Origin of the sequence: Microbacterium sp. 20-116 (genome assembly GCF_041079415.1) — a bacterium.
Classification (GTDB): Bacteria; Actinomycetota; Actinomycetes; order Actinomycetales; family Microbacteriaceae; genus Microbacterium.
In genome coordinates this window covers 469,963-491,749 of record NZ_JBFYGP010000002.1, presented here as the reverse complement: position 1 = coordinate 491,749, position 21,787 = coordinate 469,963, and the positions used below count along the sequence as shown (strand labels likewise).

The 21,787-nt window shown below is 69.7% G+C and carries 19 protein-coding genes; 12 read left to right on the top strand and 7 right to left on the bottom strand.

Annotated elements, in window-relative coordinates:
• Nucleotides 1-78 precede the first annotated feature (78 nt).
• From AB6V29_RS06355 to AB6V29_RS06340, 4 genes are read left to right on the top strand one after another with little or no spacing between them, the layout of a single operon-like run.
• Entirely contained in the window at nucleotides 79-771 is a 693-nt protein-coding gene (locus AB6V29_RS06355; protein ID WP_056229289.1) for a winged helix-turn-helix domain-containing protein, read from the top strand.
• 56 nt (nucleotides 772-827) lie between these two features.
• A complete protein-coding gene (locus tag AB6V29_RS06350; protein WP_369357613.1) occupies nucleotides 828-2,996 on the top strand; it encodes an RNA degradosome polyphosphate kinase in 2,169 nt (722 codons plus the stop codon).
• Complete coding sequence (locus tag AB6V29_RS06345) at nucleotides 2,993-3,943, top strand: NUDIX domain-containing protein (protein WP_267787633.1); 951 nt, start codon at nucleotides 2,993-2,995, stop codon at nucleotides 3,941-3,943. Before AB6V29_RS06350 ends, AB6V29_RS06345 begins: the two co-directional genes overlap by 4 nt.
• On the top strand, nucleotides 3,940-4,578 hold the full coding sequence (locus AB6V29_RS06340; RefSeq protein WP_369357611.1) for a hypothetical protein: 639 nt from the start codon (nucleotides 3,940-3,942) through the stop codon (nucleotides 4,576-4,578). The genes AB6V29_RS06345 and AB6V29_RS06340 overlap by 4 nt, the downstream gene beginning before the upstream one ends.
• A 109-nt stretch (nucleotides 4,579-4,687) precedes the next feature.
• Here AB6V29_RS06340 and AB6V29_RS06335 read toward each other — a convergent pair whose 3' ends face one another.
• Complete coding sequence (locus AB6V29_RS06335; protein WP_369357609.1) at nucleotides 4,688-5,986, bottom strand: M1 family metallopeptidase; 1,299 nt, start codon at nucleotides 5,984-5,986, stop codon at nucleotides 4,688-4,690.
• Nucleotides 5,983-9,921 (bottom strand): Pls/PosA family non-ribosomal peptide synthetase, encoded by a 3,939-nt coding sequence (locus AB6V29_RS06330; protein WP_369357608.1) that lies wholly within the window; start codon nucleotides 9,919-9,921, stop codon nucleotides 5,983-5,985. Before AB6V29_RS06330 ends, AB6V29_RS06335 begins: the two co-directional genes overlap by 4 nt.
• 159 nt (nucleotides 9,922-10,080) lie before the next feature.
• On the opposite strand from AB6V29_RS06330, the gene AB6V29_RS06325 reads away from it, so the two are divergent.
• The 4 genes from AB6V29_RS06325 (at nucleotide 10,081) to pstB (ending at nucleotide 14,269) form a co-directional block, all read left to right on the top strand.
• Nucleotides 10,081-11,208 (top strand): phosphate ABC transporter substrate-binding protein PstS, encoded by a 1,128-nt coding sequence (locus AB6V29_RS06325; protein ID WP_210073730.1) that lies wholly within the window; start codon nucleotides 10,081-10,083, stop codon nucleotides 11,206-11,208.
• A 156-nt stretch (nucleotides 11,209-11,364) separates the two neighbouring features.
• Complete coding sequence (gene pstC, locus AB6V29_RS06320) at nucleotides 11,365-12,384, top strand: phosphate ABC transporter permease subunit PstC (protein WP_074696616.1); 1,020 nt, start codon at nucleotides 11,365-11,367, stop codon at nucleotides 12,382-12,384.
• Nucleotides 12,381-13,469 carry a phosphate ABC transporter permease PstA gene (pstA, locus tag AB6V29_RS06315; RefSeq protein ID WP_210073729.1) on the top strand — a complete coding sequence of 363 codons (1,089 nt, stop codon included), beginning with the start codon at nucleotides 12,381-12,383 and terminating at the stop codon, nucleotides 13,467-13,469. Before pstC ends, pstA begins: the two co-directional genes overlap by 4 nt.
• 20 nt (nucleotides 13,470-13,489) lie before the next feature.
• Entirely contained in the window at nucleotides 13,490-14,269 is a 780-nt protein-coding gene (gene pstB / locus AB6V29_RS06310) for a phosphate ABC transporter ATP-binding protein PstB (RefSeq protein ID WP_103206156.1), read from the top strand.
• Between the two features lie 56 nt (nucleotides 14,270-14,325).
• On the opposite strand, the gene AB6V29_RS06305 is transcribed toward pstB, so the two are convergent.
• The 4 genes from AB6V29_RS06305 to sigK all read right to left on the bottom strand — a co-directional run bounded on the left by AB6V29_RS06305 (nucleotide 14,326) and on the right by sigK (nucleotide 17,526).
• Nucleotides 14,326-15,210 carry an aminodeoxychorismate lyase gene (locus AB6V29_RS06305; RefSeq protein WP_267787637.1) on the bottom strand — a complete coding sequence of 295 codons (885 nt, stop codon included), beginning with the start codon at nucleotides 15,208-15,210 and terminating at the stop codon, nucleotides 14,326-14,328.
• A gap of 188 nt (nucleotides 15,211-15,398) precedes the next feature.
• Nucleotides 15,399-16,037: a DNA-directed RNA polymerase subunit beta gene (locus AB6V29_RS06300; RefSeq protein WP_369357604.1), complete on the bottom strand. Its 639-nt coding sequence runs from the start codon at nucleotides 16,035-16,037 to the stop codon at nucleotides 15,399-15,401.
• 77 nt (nucleotides 16,038-16,114) lie between these two features.
• Nucleotides 16,115-16,927 (bottom strand): anti-sigma factor, encoded by an 813-nt coding sequence (locus AB6V29_RS06295; RefSeq protein ID WP_369357602.1) that lies wholly within the window; start codon nucleotides 16,925-16,927, stop codon nucleotides 16,115-16,117.
• Nucleotides 16,924-17,526, bottom strand: a complete 603-nt coding sequence (gene sigK / locus AB6V29_RS06290; protein WP_210073725.1) for an ECF RNA polymerase sigma factor SigK — start codon at nucleotides 17,524-17,526, stop codon at nucleotides 16,924-16,926. Before sigK ends, AB6V29_RS06295 begins: the two co-directional genes overlap by 4 nt.
• On the opposite strand from sigK, the gene AB6V29_RS06285 reads away from it, so the two are divergent.
• Both AB6V29_RS06285 and AB6V29_RS06280 read left to right on the top strand, forming a co-directional pair.
• Nucleotides 17,513-17,689 (top strand): hypothetical protein, encoded by a 177-nt coding sequence (locus AB6V29_RS06285; protein ID WP_267787640.1) that lies wholly within the window; start codon nucleotides 17,513-17,515, stop codon nucleotides 17,687-17,689. The two genes, sigK and AB6V29_RS06285, sit on opposite strands and share 14 nt — an antisense overlap.
• A 156-nt stretch (nucleotides 17,690-17,845) precedes the next feature.
• Complete coding sequence (locus AB6V29_RS06280; RefSeq protein WP_210073724.1) at nucleotides 17,846-18,517, top strand: fasciclin domain-containing protein; 672 nt, start codon at nucleotides 17,846-17,848, stop codon at nucleotides 18,515-18,517.
• 117 nt (nucleotides 18,518-18,634) lie between these two features.
• Here AB6V29_RS06280 and AB6V29_RS06275 read toward each other — a convergent pair whose 3' ends face one another.
• Nucleotides 18,635-19,684, bottom strand: a complete 1,050-nt coding sequence (locus AB6V29_RS06275) for an iron-siderophore ABC transporter substrate-binding protein (protein ID WP_307312760.1) — start codon at nucleotides 19,682-19,684, stop codon at nucleotides 18,635-18,637.
• 23 nt (nucleotides 19,685-19,707) lie between these two features.
• Here AB6V29_RS06275 and AB6V29_RS06270 point away from each other — a divergent pair, with 23 nt between their 5' ends.
• Both AB6V29_RS06270 and AB6V29_RS06265 read left to right on the top strand, forming a co-directional pair.
• A complete protein-coding gene (locus AB6V29_RS06270; RefSeq protein ID WP_369357600.1) occupies nucleotides 19,708-20,760 on the top strand; it encodes a FecCD family ABC transporter permease in 1,053 nt (350 codons plus the stop codon).
• A complete protein-coding gene (locus AB6V29_RS06265; protein ID WP_369357598.1) occupies nucleotides 20,757-21,773 on the top strand; it encodes a FecCD family ABC transporter permease in 1,017 nt (338 codons plus the stop codon). The genes AB6V29_RS06270 and AB6V29_RS06265 overlap by 4 nt, the downstream gene beginning before the upstream one ends.
• The last annotated feature ends 14 nt before the right edge of the window (nucleotides 21,774-21,787 follow it).

Genomic DNA, 21,787 nt, shown 5'->3' with positions numbered 1-21,787 from the left:
GCGCAGCGCCGGTGTCGAGCGGCTCCGCGCGTCACCCTAAGATGATCGGGTGCGCGGCACGCCGCACGGGAGGTCCTCTTGGCTCAGCTTCTTGTACTCAGCTCCGCCCCGGGCGGCGGGGCTGCTCTGCCTGCGCTCGAACTGCTGAGCCACCGGGTGCGGCAAATACCCGCCGAGGCCGCGCAGCTGGTGAACGCCCCCAGTGCCGACGTCATCTTCGTCGACGCCCGCTTCGACCTGGTCGGGGCCAAGTCGCTCAGCAAGATCCTCACGACCACCGGCGTCGAGGCGCCCCTGGTGCTCATCGTGACCGAGGGCGGTCTCACCGCCGTCTCCACGGACTGGGGCATCGACGACGTCGTCCTCGTCGGCGCCGGTCCCGCCGAGATCGACGCGCGCATCCGCCTCGCCATGGGGCGACGGGCCGCTGACCAGGTGTCGACGCGTATCCAGACCTCCGGCATTACGATCGACGAGTCGTCGTACTCGGCCAAGGTGCACGGCAAGCCTCTCGACCTCACCTACAAGGAGTTCCAGCTCCTGCACTTCTTCGCCACGCACCCGTCGCGCGTGTTCACCCGCGAGCAGTTGCTCAGCGAGGTCTGGGGCTACGACTACTTCGGCGGCACCCGCACGGTCGACGTGCACGTTCGACGCCTCCGCGCCAAGCTCGGCGATCTCGAGCAGCTCATCGGCACCGTGCGCAACGTCGGCTACCGGTTCAACGTCTACGAAGACGACGCCCCCGCCGCGGCATCCCCCTCCGCATAAGGTCGCACGCACCGCGTGTTCACCCCCGTGTCACCGACCCCTGCAATGATGTGGGAATGATGGAACACGACTCGCTCGATGCCGGCCTCGGCGACGCCGACGACGACGACTTCGACGAGGCCGTAGAGGCCGAAGACGACCAGTTGCCCGACCACCGCTACCTCGACCGTGAGATCAGCTGGCTGTCGTTCAATCAGCGTGTGCTCGAGCTCGCCGAGGACCCCACGGTCCCGGTCCTGGAGCGGGCAAACTTCCTCGCCATCTTCGCCAGCAACCTCGACGAGTTCTTCATGGTGCGGGTGGCGGGCCTCAAGCGCCGCATCGTCACGGGGCTCGCCGTTCCCACCAACGTGGGCCGCGCCCCGCTCGACGTGCTCGCCGACATCTCGGCCGAGGCCCACCGCCTGCAACTGCGTCACGCCGCCGCGTGGACCGAGAAGGTGCGTCCCGCCCTCGCCGAAGCCGGCATCGAGGTCGTGTCGTGGGAGTCGCTCGACGAGGACACCGCCGCGCGCCTGACCGAGTACTTCCAGCGGAACGTCTTCCCGGTGCTCATGCCGCTCGCCGTCGACCCGGCGCACCCGTTCCCCTACATCTCGGGGCTCTCGCTCAACCTCGCAATCCGCATCCGCAATGCTCGCACCGGCCGCCAGGAGTTCGCGCGTCTCAAAGTGCCGCCGATGCTCCCGCGCTTCGTCGAGATCGGCGGAGACGGACCCGGCGTGCGCTACCTGCCGCTCGAGGAACTCATCTCGAACCACCTGGGCGATCTGTTCCCGGGGATGGAGGTCCTCGACCACCACGCGTTCCGTCTGACGCGCAACGAGGACATGACGATCGAGGAGGACGAGACCGAGAACCTCATCCAGGCGCTCGAGGCCGAGCTCCTGCGTCGTCGTTTCGGTCCCCCCATCCGCCTCGAGATCACCGAGGACATGGACGACGTCACGCGTTCGCTGCTGCTGAGCGAACTCGACATCACCGAGCAGGAGGTCTACCGGCTGCCGGGATCCCTCGACCTGCGCGGTCTGTTCGACCTGTCGCGCATCGACCGCCCCGACCTGCGTTACCCGCCGCACGTGCCCAAGACGGCGCTGGCCTTCCAGCCGCCCGAGCAGAACGGACGCGCCGACCTGTTCGGTGCGATCCGCAAGGGCGACGTGCTCGTGCACCACCCGTACGAGTCGTTCGCGACGAGCGTGCAGGCCTTCCTCGAGCAGGCCGCCCGCGACCCGCACGTGCTCGCCATCAAGCAGACGCTGTACCGCACGTCGGGCGACAGCCCCATCGTGCAGGCGCTCATCGACGCCGCCGAGGCCGGCAAACAGGTCCTCGCGCTCGTCGAGGTCAAGGCGCGCTTCGACGAGGCCAACAACATCGTCTGGGCCCGCAAGCTCGAGAAGGCCGGCGTCCACGTCGTCTACGGTCTGGTGGGGCTGAAGACCCACTGCAAGCTCGCGCTCGTCATCCGCGAAGAAGAGGGTCGCCTGCGCCACTACAGCCATGTCGGCACGGGCAACTACAACCCCAAGACGAGCCGCATCTACGAAGACTTCGGGCTGTTCACCGTCGACGACCAGGTGGGCCGCGACCTCACGCGCCTGTTCAACGAGCTCAGCGGCTACGCGATCGAGAAGAAGTTCAAGCGTCTTCTCGTGGCTCCCCTGCACCTGCGCAAGGGGCTGCTGCGTCACATCGACAAGGAGCGTCGCAACGCGCTCGAGGGCAAGCCCTCCGGCGTGCGGATCAAGGTCAACTCGATGGTCGACGAGGAGATCATCGACGCGCTGTACCGCGCGAGCCAGGCCGGTGTTCCCGTCGAGGTGTGGGTGCGCGGAATCTGTTCGATCAAGCCGGGCGTCCCCGGGATGAGCGAGAACATCACGGTGCGATCGATCCTCGGTCGCTACCTCGAGCATTCGCGCATCTTCACCTTCGAGAACGACGGTGACCCGCAGGTCTTCATCGGAAGCGCCGACATGATGCACCGCAACCTCGACCGCCGCGTCGAGGCGCTCGTGCGCGTGGTCGACCCGGCTCAGGTGCAGGAGCTCACGACGCTGTTCACCCTCGCGATGGACGACGGCACGAGCTCGTGGCACCTCGGCTCGGAGGGAGAGTGGACGCGGCACAGCGTCGACGAGTCCGGTGCGCCTCTCATCGATCTGCAGGAGCACACCATGGCGCTCGTGCAGCGCAAGCGCCGGGCCCGGACGGCGCGGTGACGAAGGCCGAACCCGAGACGGCCGTCTACGCGGCCGGCGGCGTCGTGTGGCGCTTCGTGGAGGGCAAGCTCCGCGTTCTGCTCATCCACCGTACGAAGTACCGGGACCTCACCCTCCCGAAGGGAAAGGTCGACCCCGGCGAGACGCTCGCCGAGACCGCCGTGCGCGAGATCCGCGAGGAGACCGGCATCCGGGTCTCGCTCGGGGTGCCCGTGGGCGTCTCGAGATACCGGATGCCGAGCTCACGCACCAAGATCGTGCACTACTGGGCGGCGGAGGCGACGGACGCCGCCGTGCGCAGCTCGACGTTCGTCCCCAACAAAGAGGTCGCGGCGATCGAGTGGGTGAGCCTGAAGAAGGCGCGCAAGAACCTCTCCTATCCCGTCGACATCGAGATCCTCGACGAGTTCACGCGGATCGTCGACGAAGGGGCCCTGCCGACCTTCCCGATCGTGGTGCTGCGCCACGCGAGAGCACGCGCGCGTGAGGAATGGGACGGCTCCGACAGCGTGCGGCCACTGACCCCGCGCGGTCGCCGCCAAGCCGAGGCGATCGTCGGACCCCTGCTCGCGTTCGGCGTGCGGCGGGTGTACTCCAGCCCTGCGGAGCGATGCATTCGGACGGCGACACCCCTCGCCCAGGCCCTGGGCCAGCGCATCCACCTGACCGACGCGGTCAGTCAGGACGCCTGGGAGGAGGGACGCGCCGACTCGCGCACCCTCATCGGCGAGCGGGTGCGCGCCCGCAAACCGGTGGTCGTGTCGAGCCATCGGCCGGTGCTCCCCGACATCCTGCACGAGCTCGCGCTCGCGACCGGGACCATGGGCGGTTCCTACCTGGGCAGTGCTTCGGCGCTCGAGCCCGCCGCGTTCTCGGTCGTGCACATTCCGGTCGAGCATCCCGGTGCCGGCATCGTGGCCATCGAGACGCACGAGCCGAAGGTGTGACGCTTCCCGCCGGCATCCGTGTCGCGTGGCGCGAGGTTCCCGCGGGCTCGAAGCGGCGGGACGTCTCGCGTGCACTGCTCGCCGAGCTGCTGCCGGGGGCGCGGTTCACGTCGCGCTGCCCCGCGTGCGGTGCGGACCACGGTCGCGTGCGCGTGGAGGGGGCGGATGCCGCGGCCTCGGTGTCGTACGCCGAGGGTTGGGCCGTCGTGGCCACGGCGTCGGGGCACGAGAGCGTCGGTGTGGATGCGGTGCCCGGGAACGCGGCCGGCTTGGAACGGGTTCTTCCCCCCGTGGTGTGCGACCGGCCGGCCGGCCTCGAGACGAGCGCCACGCGGGCAGAGGCGGGGCACCGTGCGGCCGGGGGCGAGCAGGCCCGGGCGTGGGCGCGGGTGGAGGCCGTCCTCAAGGCGGACGGCCGGGCACTCGGCGTGGATCCGCGGTGCGTGGAGGTGACCCTGAACGGTGCGCGGTGGTCGGCCCGGGTGCGGTCGCCCTCGTCCGACAGCGCTGAGGCGGGGGACGACGGCGAGGCGGGTGCGCGCGAACGGCGTTGGCGCGGATGGGACCTCGACGGTCCCGACGGCGTCGTGCTCGCGGTGGCCGTGGAGGCGCGCGCGGACGACGTCTCGGTGTGAGGCGCCGTGGGTGGGTGCGCCGAAACCGCCCGATGCTCTGTCCGGTGGCTCCGCCGGCCGAGGCCATCGGTCCGGTCCCGCGAGTCGCGATGGCGCTGCGGTTCGACCGTCAGGGTCGCGCCGGCAGAGCCACGTCGTCGATCCACCGTGACAGCACCGCCGCGGCATCCGCTCCCCCGGCGTGTTCGACCGCGGCGCGGAAATCGTCGGTGGTCACGAGAGCGTGCCGATGCTCCGCCGTCCACGATCGCAGGAGCTCGAAGAACGCGTCGTCGCCGAGCGTGCGCCGAAGAGCGTGCAGGGTCAGGGCGCCGCGCTTGTAGACGCGGTCGTCGAACATGTCGTCGGGGCCCGGATCGACGAGAAGAAGATCGCGGGGTTTGGCGGCGAGACGGGCGTAGAAGTCTGCGACGCACGACTCGACGGACGCGCCACCCGAAGTCTCCGACCACAACCACTCGGCGTAGCAAGCGAAGCCCTCGTTGAGCCAGATGTCGCTCCACCGGGCGATGCCGACGCTGTTGCCGAACCACTGGTGCGCCAGCTCGTGCGCCACGAGGCGCTGCGCCGCGGGAACCAGATGGTTCATGCCGAAGACCGCCAACCCCTGGGCCTCGAGCGGGATCTCCAGCTCGTCGGCGGTCACCACGAGCGTGCACGCCTGCTGGGGGTAGGGCCCGAAGAACCGATCGAAGGCCCGCAGCATGCCGGGCACCGTCGCGAACGCCCGATCGACGGCCGCGCTGAGTCCCGGAGGGGCCGTGACCGTGACCGCGGGCACGAGCGAATCACCGGTGCCCTCGAGCTGGCGTGTGCGATAGCGCCCCACGTGCACGGCCGCGAGATACGTGGCCGTGGGGACGTCGGAGACGAAAGTGGTCGTCACCCGACCGCCCCGCCGCACGCTCGGACCGGCGACCCCCGTGGCCGCCGCCACGTATCCCTCGTCGACCGTGATCTCGAGCCGCATACGCGCGCGGTTGTCCGGGCGGTCGTTGCAGGGGAACCAGGTCGGCGCGCCGGTCGGCTGGCCGGCGACGAGGGCACCATCGGTCAGTTCCTCCCACCCGAGGGTTCCCCACCGGGAACGGCGAGGAGCCGGGGCCCCCGCGTAGGCCACCTCGACCTCGAAACGATCACCCGCGGCGAGCGCGCGCGGCAGGGTGACGCGGAGGACGCGGGGACCGGCCGAGAACCGGGCGCTCGCACCGTCGACGCGCACGCGCGAGGTGCGGAGGCCGACGAGGTCGAGGGCGAAAGACGAGACCGCCTCGCGGGCGACCGCGACGATCGTCGCGACGCCTTCGAGGCGATTGGTGCGCACGCGGTAACCGATCACGAGGTCGTACGACTCGACGTCGTACGACAGGTCGCCGCTCTGCGGGGCGTACCGGTCGACCACGCTCACGTCGTCGACTGGTAGGCGCGCACCTTCACCGCACGCCACGGACCGATGGGATTGCCGCTCCACCGCGAGCCGACCGGTACCGTCTCCCCGCGCATCACGAGCGACGCGGGGCCCACGGTCGCATGCGCGCCGAGCGTCGAGGCGGGAAGGACGACGCTGTGCGGACCGAGGGTCGACCCCGGCTCCAGCTCGACGGTATCCATACTCATGATTCGATCATGGAACAGATGCGTCTGAACGACGCATCCGCGGTTGACGGTTGACGCGTCCCCCAGAGTGACCAGGTCGGGCTCGGGCAGCCAGTAGCTGTCGCACCACACCCCGCGCCCGATCTTCGCGCCGAGAGTGCGCAGCCACACGGCGAGCGCCGGCGTGCCCGCCGCCGCGCGCGCGAACCACGGGGCGGCGACCATCTCGGTGAAGGTGTCCGACACCTCCGTGCGCCACACGAAGCTCGACCAAAGCGGCTGCTCCCCCGCGCGGATGACGCCGACGATCGCCCACTTCGCCGCCGTCGATACGCCGGCCGCCACGGCGCCCGCCGCGAGCAGCACGATGCCCGAGAGCAACAGCGTCCACACCGGGCCCAGGCCTTGCCACAGTGCAGCGAGTGCGAAGATCACGCCGAGACCGAGCGCACACGTCACGACCACCGGCACGAAGCGGCACAGCTCCCAGAGGGTTCGCGCGAGACGCAGCGCCGACGTCGGCCGGTAGGTGCGCGACTCGTCGCCCTCCGCCGACCTCCGGCGCAGGCGCACCGCGGGTGAGCCGAGCCACGATGAGCCCGCCTTGGCCTTGAGCGGCGCGGCCGAGAGCACGGCGACCAGCCCATCGCGCGGAACGCGATGTCCGGGAGCGGCCATGCCGGAGTTGCCGAGGAACGCGCGCTTGCCGATGCGCACCGGCCCGATCCGCAGCCAGCCGGCTCGCAGCTCGTATGAGGCCACCATGGTGTCGTCGGCGAGAAACGCCCCGTCCTCGATCCGCGTCATCGACGGGATGAGCAGCACCGTCGACGCCTCGACGTCGCGGCCCACGCGCGCACCGAGCAGGCGCAGCCATACGGGGGTGAACAGTGACGAGTACAACGGGAAGAGCACCGTGCGGGCGGCATCCAGGAGTCTTTCGATCGTCCACGCCTGCCAGGCGACGCGACTGCGCACGGGGTGCGTCCCCTCGATGAGCGCGATCGACATGACGCGCACGAGTAGGACCACGGATGCCGCGAACACCAGGCCCGTGACCGCGACGCCGGGAACGAGCCAGGCGAAGGCCCCCGCGGCTGCCTCGGCGAGATCGCTCGCGCCGCGCATGCCCTGCGCGACGACGAGCCCGCCGACGGTGAACGACGCGAGCGGTAGCAGCGCCAGGACGACCGCCGACGCGGCGTACGCCCAGAGCCAGCGGGTGGGCGACGCCGGGCGCTCGGTCGGCCAGCCCTTCGCCGTGCCGCCCACGCGCACGGCCGGAGACCCGGCCCACGACTGGTCGGCCTTGACGCGGCCGAAGACCGCGGATCCCGGCGCGATCTCGGCGCGGCGACCGATGCGCGTTCCGGGAGCGAGGGTCGAACGAGCACCCACGGTGGCTTCCGCCCCGATGCGCACCTCTCCGATGCGCACGAGGTCGCCGTCGATCCAGTACCCGGTCAGATCGACCTCGGGTTCGATCGAGGCTCCGTCGCCGACGACGAGCATTCCCGTGACCGGCGGCAGCGCGTGCAGGTCGACGTTGCGACCGATTCGCGCGCCGAGAGCGCGGGCGTAGTACGACACCCAGGGGGCGCCCGCGAGACCCACGGCATCCACCTGGTCGGCGATCTGCTCGGCGAGCCACAGGCGGATGTGCACCCACCCTCCGCGCGGATAGTCGCCCGGGCGCAGGCCCGCGAGCAGGAGGCGAGCGGACGCCACCGCGATCGCCATGCGCCCGAACGGCGTCGCGAAGACGACGAGGCCGACCACGAGAGCCGGCCACGGCACCGTCGGCAGGACGTCGAAGCCGGGGACGAGCCGCAGGATCGCCGAGGCGGTCAGCAGGTAGAGCAGCCACCGCACCCCCGAGAGGACGAAGAGCGGCACACCGAGCAGCGTCTGCGCCCACTGGGTCGTGCGCGGCGTCGGTTCGGCGCGGTGGAACTCGGCGGCGGTCTCGTCGGCGAGCTGGGGTCCGAGCGCCTTGGCCATCGCCCCCAGTCTCGGCACGTCGTAGATGTCGGCGACCGAGAACTCGGGCACGCGTGCACGGATGCGCGAGACGAGCTGGGCCGCCGCGAGCGACCCGCCGCCCAGATCGAAGAAGTCCGCTTTGCGCTCGGTGACCGGCAGGCCCAGGACGGCCTGCCACTGCTCGGCCAGCCAGGTTTCATCGAGGGAGAAGTCGGTGGGGGCGGGCGCCTCGACACCGGGGAGCGGCCACGGCAGAGCCGCCCGGTCCACCTTGCCCGAGGTGCGCACGGGAAGAGCGTCGACCACGCCCAGAAGCGGGATGGTCGCGGCGGGGAGGCGCTCTGCGAGGGCGGCGCGAGCGGCGGCGCGGTCGAGTTCGACGCCCTCCTCCATCACGAGGTAGCCGACCAGCACCGGGACGCCCGCCTCGGTGGTGCGGACGGCGACCGTGGCGGCGCTGACACCGCGAAGGTCCTGCAGGGCGGACTCCACCTCACCGAGCTCAATACGCCTGCCGCCGACCTTCACCTGGTCGTCCGCGCGCCCCTGGAACACCAGACCCTCGGGCTCGAAGCGCACGAGATCGCCCGAGCGATAGGCCCGCTCCCACCCGAGAGTCGGCATGGACGCGTACTTCTCGGCGTCCTTCGCCGGGTCGAGATAGCGGGCGAGACCGACGCCGCCGATGATCAGTTCGCCCACCTCTCCCTCCGCCACGGGGAGTCCCTCGGCATCCACCACCGCGAGAGACCAGCCGTCGAGGGGCAGACCGATGCGCACGGGCAGCGAGCCGTCGAGCGGAGCCGCGCACGCCACGACCGTCGCCTCGGTCGGTCCGTACGTGTTCCAGACCTCGCGTCCCTCGGCCACCAGGCGCGCGGCGAGCTCGGGCGGGCACGCCTCTCCGCCGAAGATCAGCAGGCGCGCGTTCTCGATCGAGTCCGCCGGCCACATCGCCGCGAGCGTCGGCACGGTCGATACGACCGTGATCCCCTGGCGGAGCAGCCAGGGCGCGAGGTCTTCGCCCGACCGCACGAGAGAACGGGGAGCCGGCACGAGACACGCACCGTGGCCCCAGGCGAGCCACATCTCCTCGCACGAGGCGTCGAAGGCCACCGAGAGCCCGGCCAGCACACGGTCCCCCGGTCCGAGCGGTTCGCTCTGCAGGAAGACGCGCCCCTCCGCTTCGACGAAGGCAGCCGCCGAGCGGTGCGAGACCGCGACGCCCTTGGGGACGCCGGTCGAACCCGAGGTGAAGATGATCCACGCGTCGTCGTCGGCCGTGGGCGGGGCGACGATCGGCACGGCGTTCGTGCCCGGATGCGGAGCGTCTCCGTCGTAGAGACGAACGAGGTCGCCCTCGGTCGCCACGAACTCGCCGTCCCCCGCGACGATGCCGCGCACCCCGGCCTCGCCGAACACCAGGCGGGCGCGCTCGTCGGGATCGTCGGCATCCACCGGCACGTAGGCGGCGCCCGCCGCCATGACCGCGAGGATCGACACGTACAGCTCCTTGGAACCGGACGGCATGCGCACGCCCACCCGGTCACCCCGTCGCACTCCGGCGTCATGCAGAGCCGCTGCCGTCCGCCACACACGCGCCAGCAGCTCGCGGTAGCTGAGGGCACCCGACCCGTCGTCGATCGCGGAGGCTTCGGGATACCGAGCGGCGACGTCGGTCAGGATGTCGATGAGAGTGCGCGCGGGCGGCGCAGCCCCCGTCCGGTCCAGCGGGGCCTGAGCTTCGAAAGCGGAGGTCGTCACGGAGGTGAACAGTACAACCCCCAGGAAAACACCCCGGGACGGCCGCCCCGGTTCACCTCCCGTTCACCCGTGCAACGCAGTCTGTTCTCCGTCGCTGTTTACCGTTCACGACGAACCCTGCACCGGGTTCCTGTTCCCGACATGCGAAGGATTCACACCGTGAAGCTCTCCCGACTCGCCCAGCTGGGCACCGTGGCCGCCGTGGCCTCTCTGACACTCGCCGGCTGCGCCGGCACCTCGGGCTCCGGCGACGCCGCGGGCTCGACCCCCACGTCGACCTCGTCCGACGTCGCGTTCACCGTCGACCCGAACCTCTCGGGCACGATCACGGCCGGTGGCTCGAGCGCCCAGGCGAACGCGCAGGCCGCATGGACGAGCGCCTACAACGCTCAGGCCAAGGGCGTCACGATCAACTACGACAAGTCGCAGGGCTCCGGCGGTGGCGTCACCAACTTTCTGAGCGGCGCGTACGACTTCGCCGGCTCCGACTCGCCGCTGAACGCCGACCAGACGGCCCAGTCCAAGGCCCTCTGCACCGACGGCGGCGTCAACATCCCCGTCTACCTCGACGGTGTCGCGATCATCTTCAACATCCCCGGCGTGACCAGCCTGAAGCTCTCGGGTGAGACGATCGCGAAGATCTTCGCCCTGCAGATCACCGACTGGTCGGACCCGGCCATCACGAAGGACAACGGAACGGCCCTCGCCGCCGGCGCCATCACCACCGTCGCCCGTTCGGACGGCTCGGGCACGACGCAGAACTTCACCAACTACCTCGCCGCGACGCAGTCGTCGGTCTGGACCAAGCCCGCGGGCAAGGACTGGCCGATCGAGGGCAACGTGTCGAAGCAGAAGGGCGGCTCGGGCGTCGTCGAGGCCGTCAAGGCCGGCACCGGCACCATCGGCTACGCCGACCACTCCGCCATCGGCAGCCTGAACGCCGCGTCGATCATCCAGGACGGCACCGCCATCGCTTACAGCCCCGAGGCCGTCACGGCGACCTTCGCCGCTGCCGCGGTCGACGCCAGCAACGGCGTCGCGGGCGACCTGTCGAAGAAGTTCGACTACTCGAAGCTCACGGCTGAGACCTACCCGATCCCGCTCGTGTCGTACGCGATCGCCTGCACCACGTTCAAGGACGCGAAGCAGTCCGAGCTCGTCAAGTCGTACCTCGGCTTCGTCACCAGCACGCTCGGCCAGCAGGTCGCTGCCAAGAACGCCGGCTCCGCGCCGCTGCCCGACTCGGTGCTCTCGGCTGCTGCCGAGACCCTCGCGTCGATCAAGTAAACATCGCTTCGGACTCGGCCCGGCCCGCACCTCGCGTGCGGGTCGGGCCGGGCTGATCGGAGCGGTCGACACCGTCGAATGCTCCGCTGAGCCGACATCCTCAGAGAACACCCGACCGAGGAGAACCCATGACCCGTGCCGAGCGTGAGATCCCCCGTGACTGACACCGTCGCAGACACAGAGACCGCCCCGTCTTCCCCTCCCCCGCCGCGGACGTCGATCGTCGGCAAGCGCCGCGTCGGAGACTCCGTCTTCCTGGGGCTGTCGACCACGGCCGCCGTGTCGATCATGATCATCCTCGCCGGGGTCGCGATCTTCCTGATCATCCGCGGAATCCCCGCCATCACCGGCAACTGGACCGAGGGCGATCTCGCCGGGTACCAGAACGGCAGCTGGACGAACTTCTGGGAGTACGTCGGTCCGCTGCTCTTCGGCAGCATCTGGGCCGCCCTCATCGCCATGGTCATCGGCACCCCGGTCGCCATCGGGATCGCGCTGTTCATCTCGCACTACGCGCCCCGTCGCATCGCCGGCTTCCTCGGCTACATCGTCGATCTGCTGGCCGCGGTCCCCTCGATCGTCTTCGGCCTGTGGGGCATCATCGTCATGCGCCCCCTGCTCGTACCGGTCGGGGAATTCCTCAACCAGTACCTCGGCTGGATCCCGCTCTTCCAGGGCCCCGTGTCCACCACCGGCTCGACGATGTTCACCGGTGGCGTCGTGCTCGCCGTGATGATCCTCCCGATCGTCACCTCCATCACCCGCGAGATCTTCCTTCAGACCCCGCGCCTGCACGAAGAGGCTGCCCTCGCCCTCGGCGCGACACGCTGGGAGATGATCCGTCTCGCGGTGTTCCCCTACGCACGCAGCGGTATGGTCTCGGCCACCCTCCTGGGCCTCGGCCGCGCGCTCGGCGAGACCATGGCCATAGCGCTCATCGTCTCGCCCAGCCTCATCTACTCGGTGCTGCTGCTCACCGACGGCTACAACTCGCAGACCATCGCGGCCAACATCGCGCTGAACTTCCCGATCGCCACCGACCTGCAGCGCTCGGCGCTCATCGGCACCGGTCTCATGCTGTTCGTCGTCTCGCTCGCGGTGAACATGCTCGCTCGCTACATCATCGGGGCCACCGGTCCCGGTGCGAAGGGTCGCAAGAAGGGCAAGCGCTCATGACCGTCACGGCCCCCTCGTCCTCCTCTCCCCTGGCGCTGACCAGCGGCCAGCTCCCCCGCTTCATCGAGCCCGCGCTCCTGCTCGGGGTCGCGATCGTCGTGGCCGGAGTCCAGTTCCTGCTCGGGGGATTCAACCTCGCGGCGTGGCTCGTCCTGTCCGCGGTGCTCTACCTGATCGCCATCGGAGTCGGCTCCTCGATCGTCGAGAACCGCCGCAAGGCCGTGGACCGGGTCGTGCGCGGACTCGTGACCGTCGCGTTCCTACTTGCGGTCGCCCCGCTCGTCTCGACCCTGTGGACCGTGGTGTCCAAGGGCCTGGCGGTCGTCAACTGGAACTTCGTCACGCAGGTCGGCGGCACCGCGTTCAACCCCGACACGCTCGAGGTCGTCGCCACTGCCGGTGCCTGGCAGGCCATCACGGGCACGCTCATCATCACGGGCATCGCAGCCCTCATCTCGGTGCCGATCGGCGTCCTCGCGGCGGTCTACCTCGTCGAGTACGCGCAGCCGAACAACCCGCTGCGCCGCGCGATCACCTTCCTCGTCGACGTGATGACCGGTATCCCCTCGATCGTCGCGGGTCTGTTCGCGTTCTCTCTGTTCAGCCTGGTCGTCGGACCGAAGGCGTTCAGCGGGTTCTCGGCATCCATCGCCCTGTGCGTGCTCATGATCCCGATCGTCATCCGCTCCACGGAAGAGATGCTGCGTCTGGTCCCCGCCGACCTGCGCGAAGCCTCGCTCGCTCTCGGCGTGCCCCGATCGGCGACGATCATCAAGGTCGTGCTGCGCACCGCGGCATCGGGGATCATCACCGGTGTCGTCCTGGCCGTCGCCCGCGTGGTCGGGGAAACCGCACCGATCTTCATCGCCGCGAGCTTCACCGACAACTTCAACGCCAACCCGTTCGAGGGCCCCATGCAGACCCTGCCCGTCATGGCGTACACCGCGTACAGCTTCCCGGGGCAGGACATCGACGCTTCGCAGGCGAACGCCTGGGGTGCGGCCTTCCTTCTCGTCGTCCTCGTCGTCATCTTCAACCTGATCGCCCGTATCGTGGCGGCGGTGTTCGCGCCCAAGGCGCGCTGAGCCCAGAAAGGCACACACTCGTGTCCAAGAGCATCGAGGTCCAGGACCTCAACGTCTACTACAGCGACTTCCTCGCGGTCGAGGGCGTCTCGATCGACATCGAGCCGCGCTCGGTCACCGCGTTCATCGGGCCGTCGGGCTGTGGCAAGTCCACGTTCCTGCGCACACTCAACCGCATGCACGAGGTCATTCCCGGCGGGCGCGTCGAGGGACGCGTTCTCATCGACGGCGACGACCTCTACGGCCCCGGCGTCGACCCCGTGCTCGTGCGCCGCCACGTGGGAATGGTGTTCCAGCGCCCGAACCCGTTCCCGACCATGTCGATCCGAGAGAACGTGTTGGCCGGTGCCAAGCTCAACGACAAGCGCATGGCCAAGAGCGACGCCGACGCCCTCGTCGAGAAGTCGCTGCGGGGCGCGAACCTGTGGAACGAGGTCAAGGACCGCCTCGACAAGCCCGGCGGCGGCCTCTCGGGCGGTCAGCAGCAGCGTCTGTGCATCGCGCGCGCGATCGCCGTCTCACCCGACGTGCTGCTGATGGACGAACCCTGCTCGGCGCTCGACCCGATCTCGACCTTCGCGATCGAGGAGCTCATCGGCGAACTCAAGAGCGAGTACACGATCGTCATCGTGACGCACAACATGCAGCAGGCCTCGCGCGTCAGCGACAAGACGGCCTTCTTCAACATCGCGGGCACCGGCAAGCCCGGCAAGCTCATCGAGTACAACGACACCGCGTCGATCTTCACGGCACCGAGTGTCCAGGCGACCGAGGACTACGTCTCCGGCCGGTTCGGATAACCAGCTCTCAGGCGAAGGCCCCGCTCCGGCGGGGCCTTCGTCGTTCTCTCGAGCCCTCAGTCGCGCGGGCTGAGCAGGTAGGCGTTGAGCTCGTCGGTGAACGCGCGGTCGAGCGCCACCTCGATGCCGTCGACGGAACGGATCGGGGCCGCGAGCCGGACGCTCGAGAGGAGCCACGCGGCATCCGCTCTCGTCAGATCTTCGGCCGGCACCGTCTCGTACGTCGTGGCGAAGCCGCGGCCCTCGAGGAAGGCGAACAGGCTGAGCTGCGTCGTCCCGTGGAGGATGCCGGCCTGAGGTTCCGGCGTGACGAAACGATCCCCGAAGCGCAGGACGACGGATGCCGTGGGCGCCTCGAGCACATGACCGTCGCTCGTGACGAACACGGCGTCGTCGGCACCGCGTCGCTTCGCCTCGCGGATCGCGGCCATGTTGACCGCGTACGACAGCGTCTTCGCCCCGAGCAGGAGCCAGGGAGCGCGAGCGGGCACGTCGAGGGCGTAGCCGCGGTCGAGCGTCGCGACGCGGACTCCCTCGGAGCGTGCGCGGTCGTTGTCGGGGGCGTCGGCGAGCGTCACCCAGGCGGTCGGGGCGGGCCCGTGCTCGACACCGCGGCTGAGGAGCAGTTTCATGACGTTCTCGCCCTCGCCCGCGGCGCGCGCGGCGCGCTGGATCGCGACGCGCCATTGCGCGAGGTTCGGCACGGGGAGGTCACAGAGCGCGGCCGAGTGCACCAGACGCGCGAGGTGGGGTTCGACCTCCTGAACGTGCCCGTCGACGACGCCGAGGCTCTCGAAGATCCCGTCACCGCGCTGTGCGCTCAGCTCGCCCACACCGAGAGCGGGGCCGTCGGGGTCGATCTCCCGCAGGGTGTCGGAGTAGTCGTTGCGCTGCACGTCGGATGCCACGGGGTCGATCACGAGAGCGAAGCGCCAAGCCATGGGGCGAGCCTACGCCGCACGACCGACACGCCCGAGCCTTGTCAACGGGGCCGCGGAAGGGAATGTCCGCAGGCGGGTCTTGTTACACTCCTATAGCCGGGCCGCAGTAACCCCGGGCTCCATCTTCTGCCGCTATGAGCGGCCATGCGCCGAGAGGCGTTCTGCGGTCCGGCACTTATCTTTTCCGCTCAGGTCAGCGCGTCACGGCGCCAGAGAGCGGCGGATGCCGAGAGGTCTCCCGCGTAGGTGGCGAGGCGCAGGGCCCGCGTCGTCAAGGCCGAGGCCCGTTCCGATTCGGTGTTCTCGTAGTCGTCGGCCAGGTGTGTCGAGCCCGCGGCCTGCACACGGCAGAACGCCGCTGCGCGGTCGAGGGCGACGGCGAAGTCCCCTTCGAAGAGCCCACGCAGAATCGTGTCGATCAACCGCACGAGTTCTTCGGGGCCCGCGGGGGCGGGGGCGCCGGCGACCACGGCATCCACCGTCGTGATCTCCACACGTCCGCGTTCGTACAGCAGAGCTGCCGTCGCCGCGTCATCGTGGATCATCAGCTGCAGCAGGTAGAGCCGCCAGAGCGCCCCGGGCAGCGATCGGGCGGGCGAGCGCGACCACAGCTCGGCGATGTCGTCGATGCCGTGGTCGTCGGTGAAGGCGATGAGACGCTCGACCACGTCGACGCTCGGATCGGCCCGCACTCGCGACAGCAGGGCCTGCGCCGTGCTGTGCGCAACCCGCGATACCTCGGCCGGATCCTCCGCGGAGAAGAGACGATCGAACAGCTCGGCGGGACGCCGAACCGGCTTGTGGAACTCGCGGGGGGAATCGCTCATCCATCCAGGCTAGAGCGTCGATCTGCTCCCCCGGGCCGCTCGCCTGTCCCCGCGAGCGGCCGAGGAGGCACGAGGAATCAAGCCGTGGCGACGACCACGACGGGGGCGGTGCTGGGCGTCCCGTCGGGCGATCCGCCGGCGGGCTCGATCGTCACCGCGATGACGTCTCCCGCGTGCATCTCTCCCTGGAGGACCGCCGTAGCCTTCCCCGCTTCGTCGGGCTCGAAAGTCCCGGCCGCGATCGGGGTGTCGCCGCGGACGAACCACAGCTCGTAGGTCTTGTCGGCGGCGAGGGCCGGCATCCCGTCGGTGACGAGCACGCTCTGCCCGGTCGACGGCGACCAGTGCGCGGTCGCCACCGTTCCGTCGGGGAGGGTGGTCGACGCCGACTGGGCGTCGGGGGCCTGCTCGATCGACCTCAGAGCGACGACGGAGGCCGGCGGTGAGACCAGTTGGCTGACCGTGACGGCCCCGAAGCCCAGAACGAGGACGGCCGCGAACGAAGCCGCGAGGGTGAACCACCGGCGGGGTCCCCAGCCGGATGCCGCGGACACACCGGTCGACGACGTCTCGCGCTCCGGCTCGATCGGCGTCACACCAGCGGCGGCGTAGTCTTCGTCGGCGGATGATGAGGCAGGAAGGGTCGCCACGCCGACCGACTCCTGCGGCAGTTCGGAGATACGCGCGAACAGCGAGGCCCGCACGGAGGGCGGGGGCTCGACGGGTTCGACGGAGGCGCTGATGGCGGCGACGGCGTCGGCTGCATCGCGGACGTGGTGGTCCCAATGCGGGTTGCCCGCCAAAGCCTCCTGGTACGCGCGTTCATCTGCCTCGGAGAGCGCATTGAGCGCGTGTCCGACGGCGAGGTCGGCGAAATCCCTCTCGTTCACTTGTCCACCCCCATCTCGATTCTCAACCGCGACAATCCGTCACGCATTCGTGTCTTGACCGTACCGAGCGGCGCCCCGACCAGGGTCGCGATCTCACTTTGGCTGTACCCGCCGAAATAAGCGAGCGTGAGTGCTTCCTTCTGAGCGTCCGGGAGCGCCGCCAGTGCATCGACGACGCGCCGCCCTTCCATCTTCAGTTCGACTTTCTCGGAGACGGCGTCGTAAGCGACGTCCATATCCCGGAAGCCCGCGCGCACGTCTCGATCGACACTCGACTGCGATGACCGCACGCGGTCCACCGCTCGACGGTGAGCGATCGTGAGAACCCACGATCTTCCCTGTCCCTTGTTCGGAGTGAAGCGCCCGGCGGATTGCCAGATCTCCAAGAAGACTTCTTGAAGCACTTCCTCGCTCTGCGAGCGGTCGACGAGCACGCGCAGGATCAGGCCGAAGGCGCGAGCGGACAGTGAGTCGTAGAGCTCCGCGAAGGCCGCCCGATCGCCATCGGCCACGCGCAGCAGGAGACTCCCGACGTGGTCGGCGTTCTCCACCCCGTCGTCGGGAAGGTCGAAACCGTCGATCACCATGGCATCCATCATTGCCTACCTCTCGCGCGCGCCCACGCGAGCGCACGCGCGTGGCGGAACAGATATGGGCAAACCGTTACCCGGCCACCCCGAGGCGAAGCAGCATCCGGCGGTGCGGTTCAAAAACATTCTCAAGAATATTTACGAGCTTCTCATCAGGCTTTTTTATGCCTGACAACACCTGCGCGCGGCCGAATTCGCAACATTTCGCAATCCGATCGCGAGGGGGTCCCGAAGACCCTGTGTAAGCCGCTCCACGGCGAACCGCCCCTCGCACCGGGGTGTCCCTGACGGGTCGCAGACGCGATCCGGATGATTTCGGAGGAATGTCATGCTCACCAACAAGAAGCCCGTTGTCGCTGGTCTCGCCCTCGTTCTGGGTTCGGCCTTCGCTCTCACCGCATGTTCGGGCGGCACCACCTCGGGTGGCTCGACCACCGAAGAGAGCTCGATGCCCTCGATGTCGGCATCGCCGTCGATGTCGTCCAGCGCCATGGACCCCGCCGCGAACCTGGTCGGCCCCGGTTGCGCCGACTACGCCGCCGCCGTTCCCTCGGGCTCGGGCTCGGTTGCCGGTATGGCCGCTGACCCGGTGGCCACCGCCGCCTCGAACAACCCGCTGCTGAAGACGCTTACCGCGGCCGTCAGCGGCCAGCTGAACCCCGACGTGAACCTCGTCGACACGCTGAACGGCTCGGAGTTCACCGTCTTCGCCCCGGTCGACGACGCGTTCGCCAAGATCCCGGCCGCGACCATCGACGGACTCAAGACCGACTCCGCCACGCTGACCAAGATCCTCACGTACCACGTGATCCCCGGCCAGCTCACCCCCAGCGAGATCGATGGCACGCACGCCACGGTCGAGGGCCAGGACGTCACCGTCGCCGGCTCGGGTGACGCCATCACCGTCAACGGCTCGACCAACGTCATCTGCGGTGGCGTCCAGACGGCCAACGCCACCGTGTACCTCATCGACTCGGTGCTGATGCCCCCCACCATGTAATTCCCGGACGCGCGTTCATCCGCGCTTCCGAGCGGTCGATGATCGACCGACCCTGACGGCGAGCGCCGGACCCCAGGCGAGGGGGTCCGGCGCTCGCTTTCGTGTCTGCGGGGTTCGTCAGTCCCCGACGGTCCGGATGATCTCCTCCTGGACGAGACGCGCGGCGATCGGCCCGGCGTTCATGAACCACGGGTCGAAGTCGACGGTGACCGTTCGCTTGTCCGCCACCGCGCCGAGGGTCGGCCAGAGCGGGGCACTCTCGATGAAGCTCCGCCCCTGCCCGGTTCCGCCGTAGTAGACGCGGTCCGCATCGGCCAGGTCGATCTGCTCGGCGCTGATCTCCTGCGACGTCTCGTCGAACTGCTGCGACGCCGGGCGCCCCAGGTCGAGATCCTGGGCGATACCTCCCGCGAACGACGGCAGTCCCATGATGCGGGTGCGGTCACCGGTCGATTGCAGGAACGACACCGTGGGCTCGCCGGCGGGATGCGTCTGGGCGAAGGCAGCGCTCTCGCCCTGCAGGTCGTCCAGCACTCCGCGCGCGGTCCCCTCGTCCCCGAGGGCGTCGGCGATGAGGAGGAAGTCGCTCTTCCAATTGACGCCGTTGCCCTTGGTCACGACGGTCGGTGCGATGGCGGAGAGGGCGTCGTAGAGCTGCGCGCCCCGGGTCGAGTTGATCAGGATGAGGTCGGGGGCGGCCTGTGCGATCGCCTCGAGGTCGGGCTCGGTGCGTTCGCCGATATCGGCCATGGCATCGAGCGCCGCCGCCTTGTCGGGAAGCGCCTCACGGAGGTATTGCGGCACGAGGCCGCTGTTCTCGGCGCGGGTCGCGGCGACGGGCACCTGCCCGAGGGAGAGCAGCGCGTCGAGCTGCCCCGTGGAGACGACCGCGATGCGCTGGGGTTCGGCCGCGATCTTCGTCGTTCCCGCGAAGTGGGTCACCTCGCGGGGGAAGACGCCATCGGCCTCGGGCGAGCCCATCCCGGGTTCGAGGTCTCGCGAGACGATCCACTGCCCGGTGGAGCCCGCCTCGGCATCCACGGTCGAGGGCCCCGTCGCGGGGCCGGCGCACCCGGCCAGGGCCAGGGCGGTCGCGACGACCCCGGTGGCGAGCAGATGTCGGGGACGAAAACGGGCACGGTGGGACGAGAAACGAAAGAGAGTCACGGGGTTAGGTTATCCTTACCCGCATGCTCGACGTCCACCCGTCCGTCGCCCCGGGCGTGGTTCTCCCGGGACGCCGACGACGCTCCTCGCGTGCTCGAGCTCTCTCGATCACCCTCGCCGTCGGTGGCATCCTGTGTCTTCTGATCCTCGCGAGCTTCGCGGTGGGGTCGCGTGCTCTCGCGCCCTCCGAGGTGTGGTCCGCCCTTCTCACGGATCGACGGGATGCCGTGGGCGTCATCGTCTACGAGCTGCGCCTGCCCCGCACGCTCACCGCGATCTTCGCCGGGGCCTGCCTCGGCGTCGCGGGAGTGCTCATGCGGGCCGCCACACGAAACCCCCTCGCCGACCCGGGCCTGCTCGGTGTGAACGCGGGGGCTGCTCTGGGGGTGGTCGTCGCCATCGGGTTCTTCGGCGTCGCGACGGCGAGCGGGTACGTCTGGTTCGCGTTCGCCGGTGCGGCGGGAGCGTCCTTGCTCGTCCACCTGGCGGCTCGAGGGGACCGCCGTGACGACGCGATCGGCCTCGTTCTCGCGGGCGTCGCGCTCAGCGCCTGTCTCGGCGCCGTCGTCCGGATCATCACCGTGGTCGACGACGACACCTTCGAGTCGTTCCGTTTCTGGGCGGTCGGCTCGTTCGAGCGGCGCGATCCCGACGTGGCCGCGCAACTCCTCCCGTTCGCGGTGGCGGGCGTCGTTCTGGTCCTTCTCGTCTCACGCGGCCTCGATCAGCTGCAGCTCGGAAGCGACCTGGCCCGCTCACTCGGTGTCTCTCCGGCGCTCATCATGCTCGGCGCCGGCGCCGCGATCACCCTGCTCTGCGCCGCCGCGACCTCGGCTGCCGGCCCTCTCGCCTTCATCGGGCTGCTCGTGGCGCACGCCGTGCGCGGAGCGGTCGGCGGATCCGTGCGCGTCTCACTCCCCCTCGCGGCCGTCACGGGCGCCGCCCTGACCCTGGCGAGCGACGTACTGGGACGCGTGATCGCTCTTCCGGGTGAGGTCGAGGCCGGAATCGTTGCCGCCTTCCTCGGCGCCCCGCTGTTGTTGTGGCTCATCCTGCGAAAGACGAAGACACCGTGAGCCTGGGAACGCCCCTGCGCACGTCCGCTCGATCCCGGAGGCGTCGCCGGTACGCCCTGGTCCTCGTGACGACCCTGGTCGTAGCTTCGATCGCCGCCGTCGTGGGCCTCACGACGGGCTCCTTCCACGCGTCGCTGGAGCAAGTGGCATCCGCCCTCACCGGAGAGGGCGACGGACGCACCACCGTCGTGGTGGTGGGGCTGCGGGTGCCGCGAGTGCTCGCCGCCCTCGCGATCGGGGCCGCCCTCGGGCTCGCCGGCGCGGTGTTCCAGACCCTCGCCCGCAATCCGCTCGCGAGTCCCGACATCATCGGGTTCAGCGCCGGATCCGCCACGGGTGCGCTCGTCGGTCTCACGCTTCTCGCACCGGCAGCCTCTCCCGCGGCGGGTGCGTGGATGGGCGGGCTGCTCACCATCGTGATCGTCATGGCCATCGCCCGCAGCGTCGGCGTCTCACGAGAGAGGACGATCCTCGCGGGAATCGCCCTGTCGACCCTGCTCTCGGCCGTCAACGACTATCTGCTCACCCGCGCTCCCCTCGAGATCGCGCGCAACGCGACGCAGTGGCTGCACGGGAGCCTGGCCGCGACCTCGTTCGACGACGTCGCGCTGTTGTTCGCCTCGATCGGCATCCTGTCGCTCGTGCTGCTCGCCGTATACCGCGACTTCCGCGCTCTCGAACTCGGCGACGACACCGCGATCGCACTCGGTGTGCGCACCCGCCGCGCGCGCCTGACGCTGATCGTGGTCGCCGCCCTTCTGACGGGGACGGCGACGGCCGTCGCCGGGCCCATCGGCTTCATCGCCCTGGCCGCACCGCAGCTCGCCCGGCGGGCCATGGGCTCGAGTGGGATCCCCCTGGTCGGCTCCGCTGTCACGGGCGCGGCGGTGCTGCTGGTCGCCGATGTGATCGCTCAGCGCGCTCTGGCCCCGCTGCAGATTCCCGTCGGGCTCCTCACCGCCGTCGTCGGCGGCGCGTATCTGTTCTGGATCGTGTCGCGTCGACGCCGGTGAGCACGAACGCCCCC

What these genes read in the sequence shown, in the direction of transcription:
- AB6V29_RS06350 (WP_369357613.1), top strand. Translation starts at nt 828, where the DNA reads ATGATGGAACACGACTCGCTCGATGCCGGCCTCGGCGACGCCGACGAC.
- pstA (WP_210073729.1), top strand. Translation starts at nt 12,381, where the DNA reads ATGACCGTCACGGCCCCCTCGTCCTCCTCTCCCCTGGCGCTGACCAGC.
- AB6V29_RS06305 (WP_267787637.1), bottom strand. Translation starts at nt 15,210, where the DNA reads ATGGCTTGGCGCTTCGCTCTCGTGATCGACCCCGTGGCATCCGACGTG.
- AB6V29_RS06300 (WP_369357604.1), bottom strand. Translation starts at nt 16,037, where the DNA reads ATGAGCGATTCCCCCCGCGAGTTCCACAAGCCGGTTCGGCGTCCCGCC.
- AB6V29_RS06285 (WP_267787640.1), top strand. Translation starts at nt 17,513, where the DNA reads ATGGCATCCATCATTGCCTACCTCTCGCGCGCGCCCACGCGAGCGCAC.
- sigK (WP_210073725.1), bottom strand. Translation starts at nt 17,526, where the DNA reads ATGATGGATGCCATGGTGATCGACGGTTTCGACCTTCCCGACGACGGG.
- AB6V29_RS06280 (WP_210073724.1), top strand. Translation starts at nt 17,846, where the DNA reads ATGCTCACCAACAAGAAGCCCGTTGTCGCTGGTCTCGCCCTCGTTCTG.
- AB6V29_RS06270 (WP_369357600.1), top strand. Translation starts at nt 19,708, where the DNA reads ATGCTCGACGTCCACCCGTCCGTCGCCCCGGGCGTGGTTCTCCCGGGA.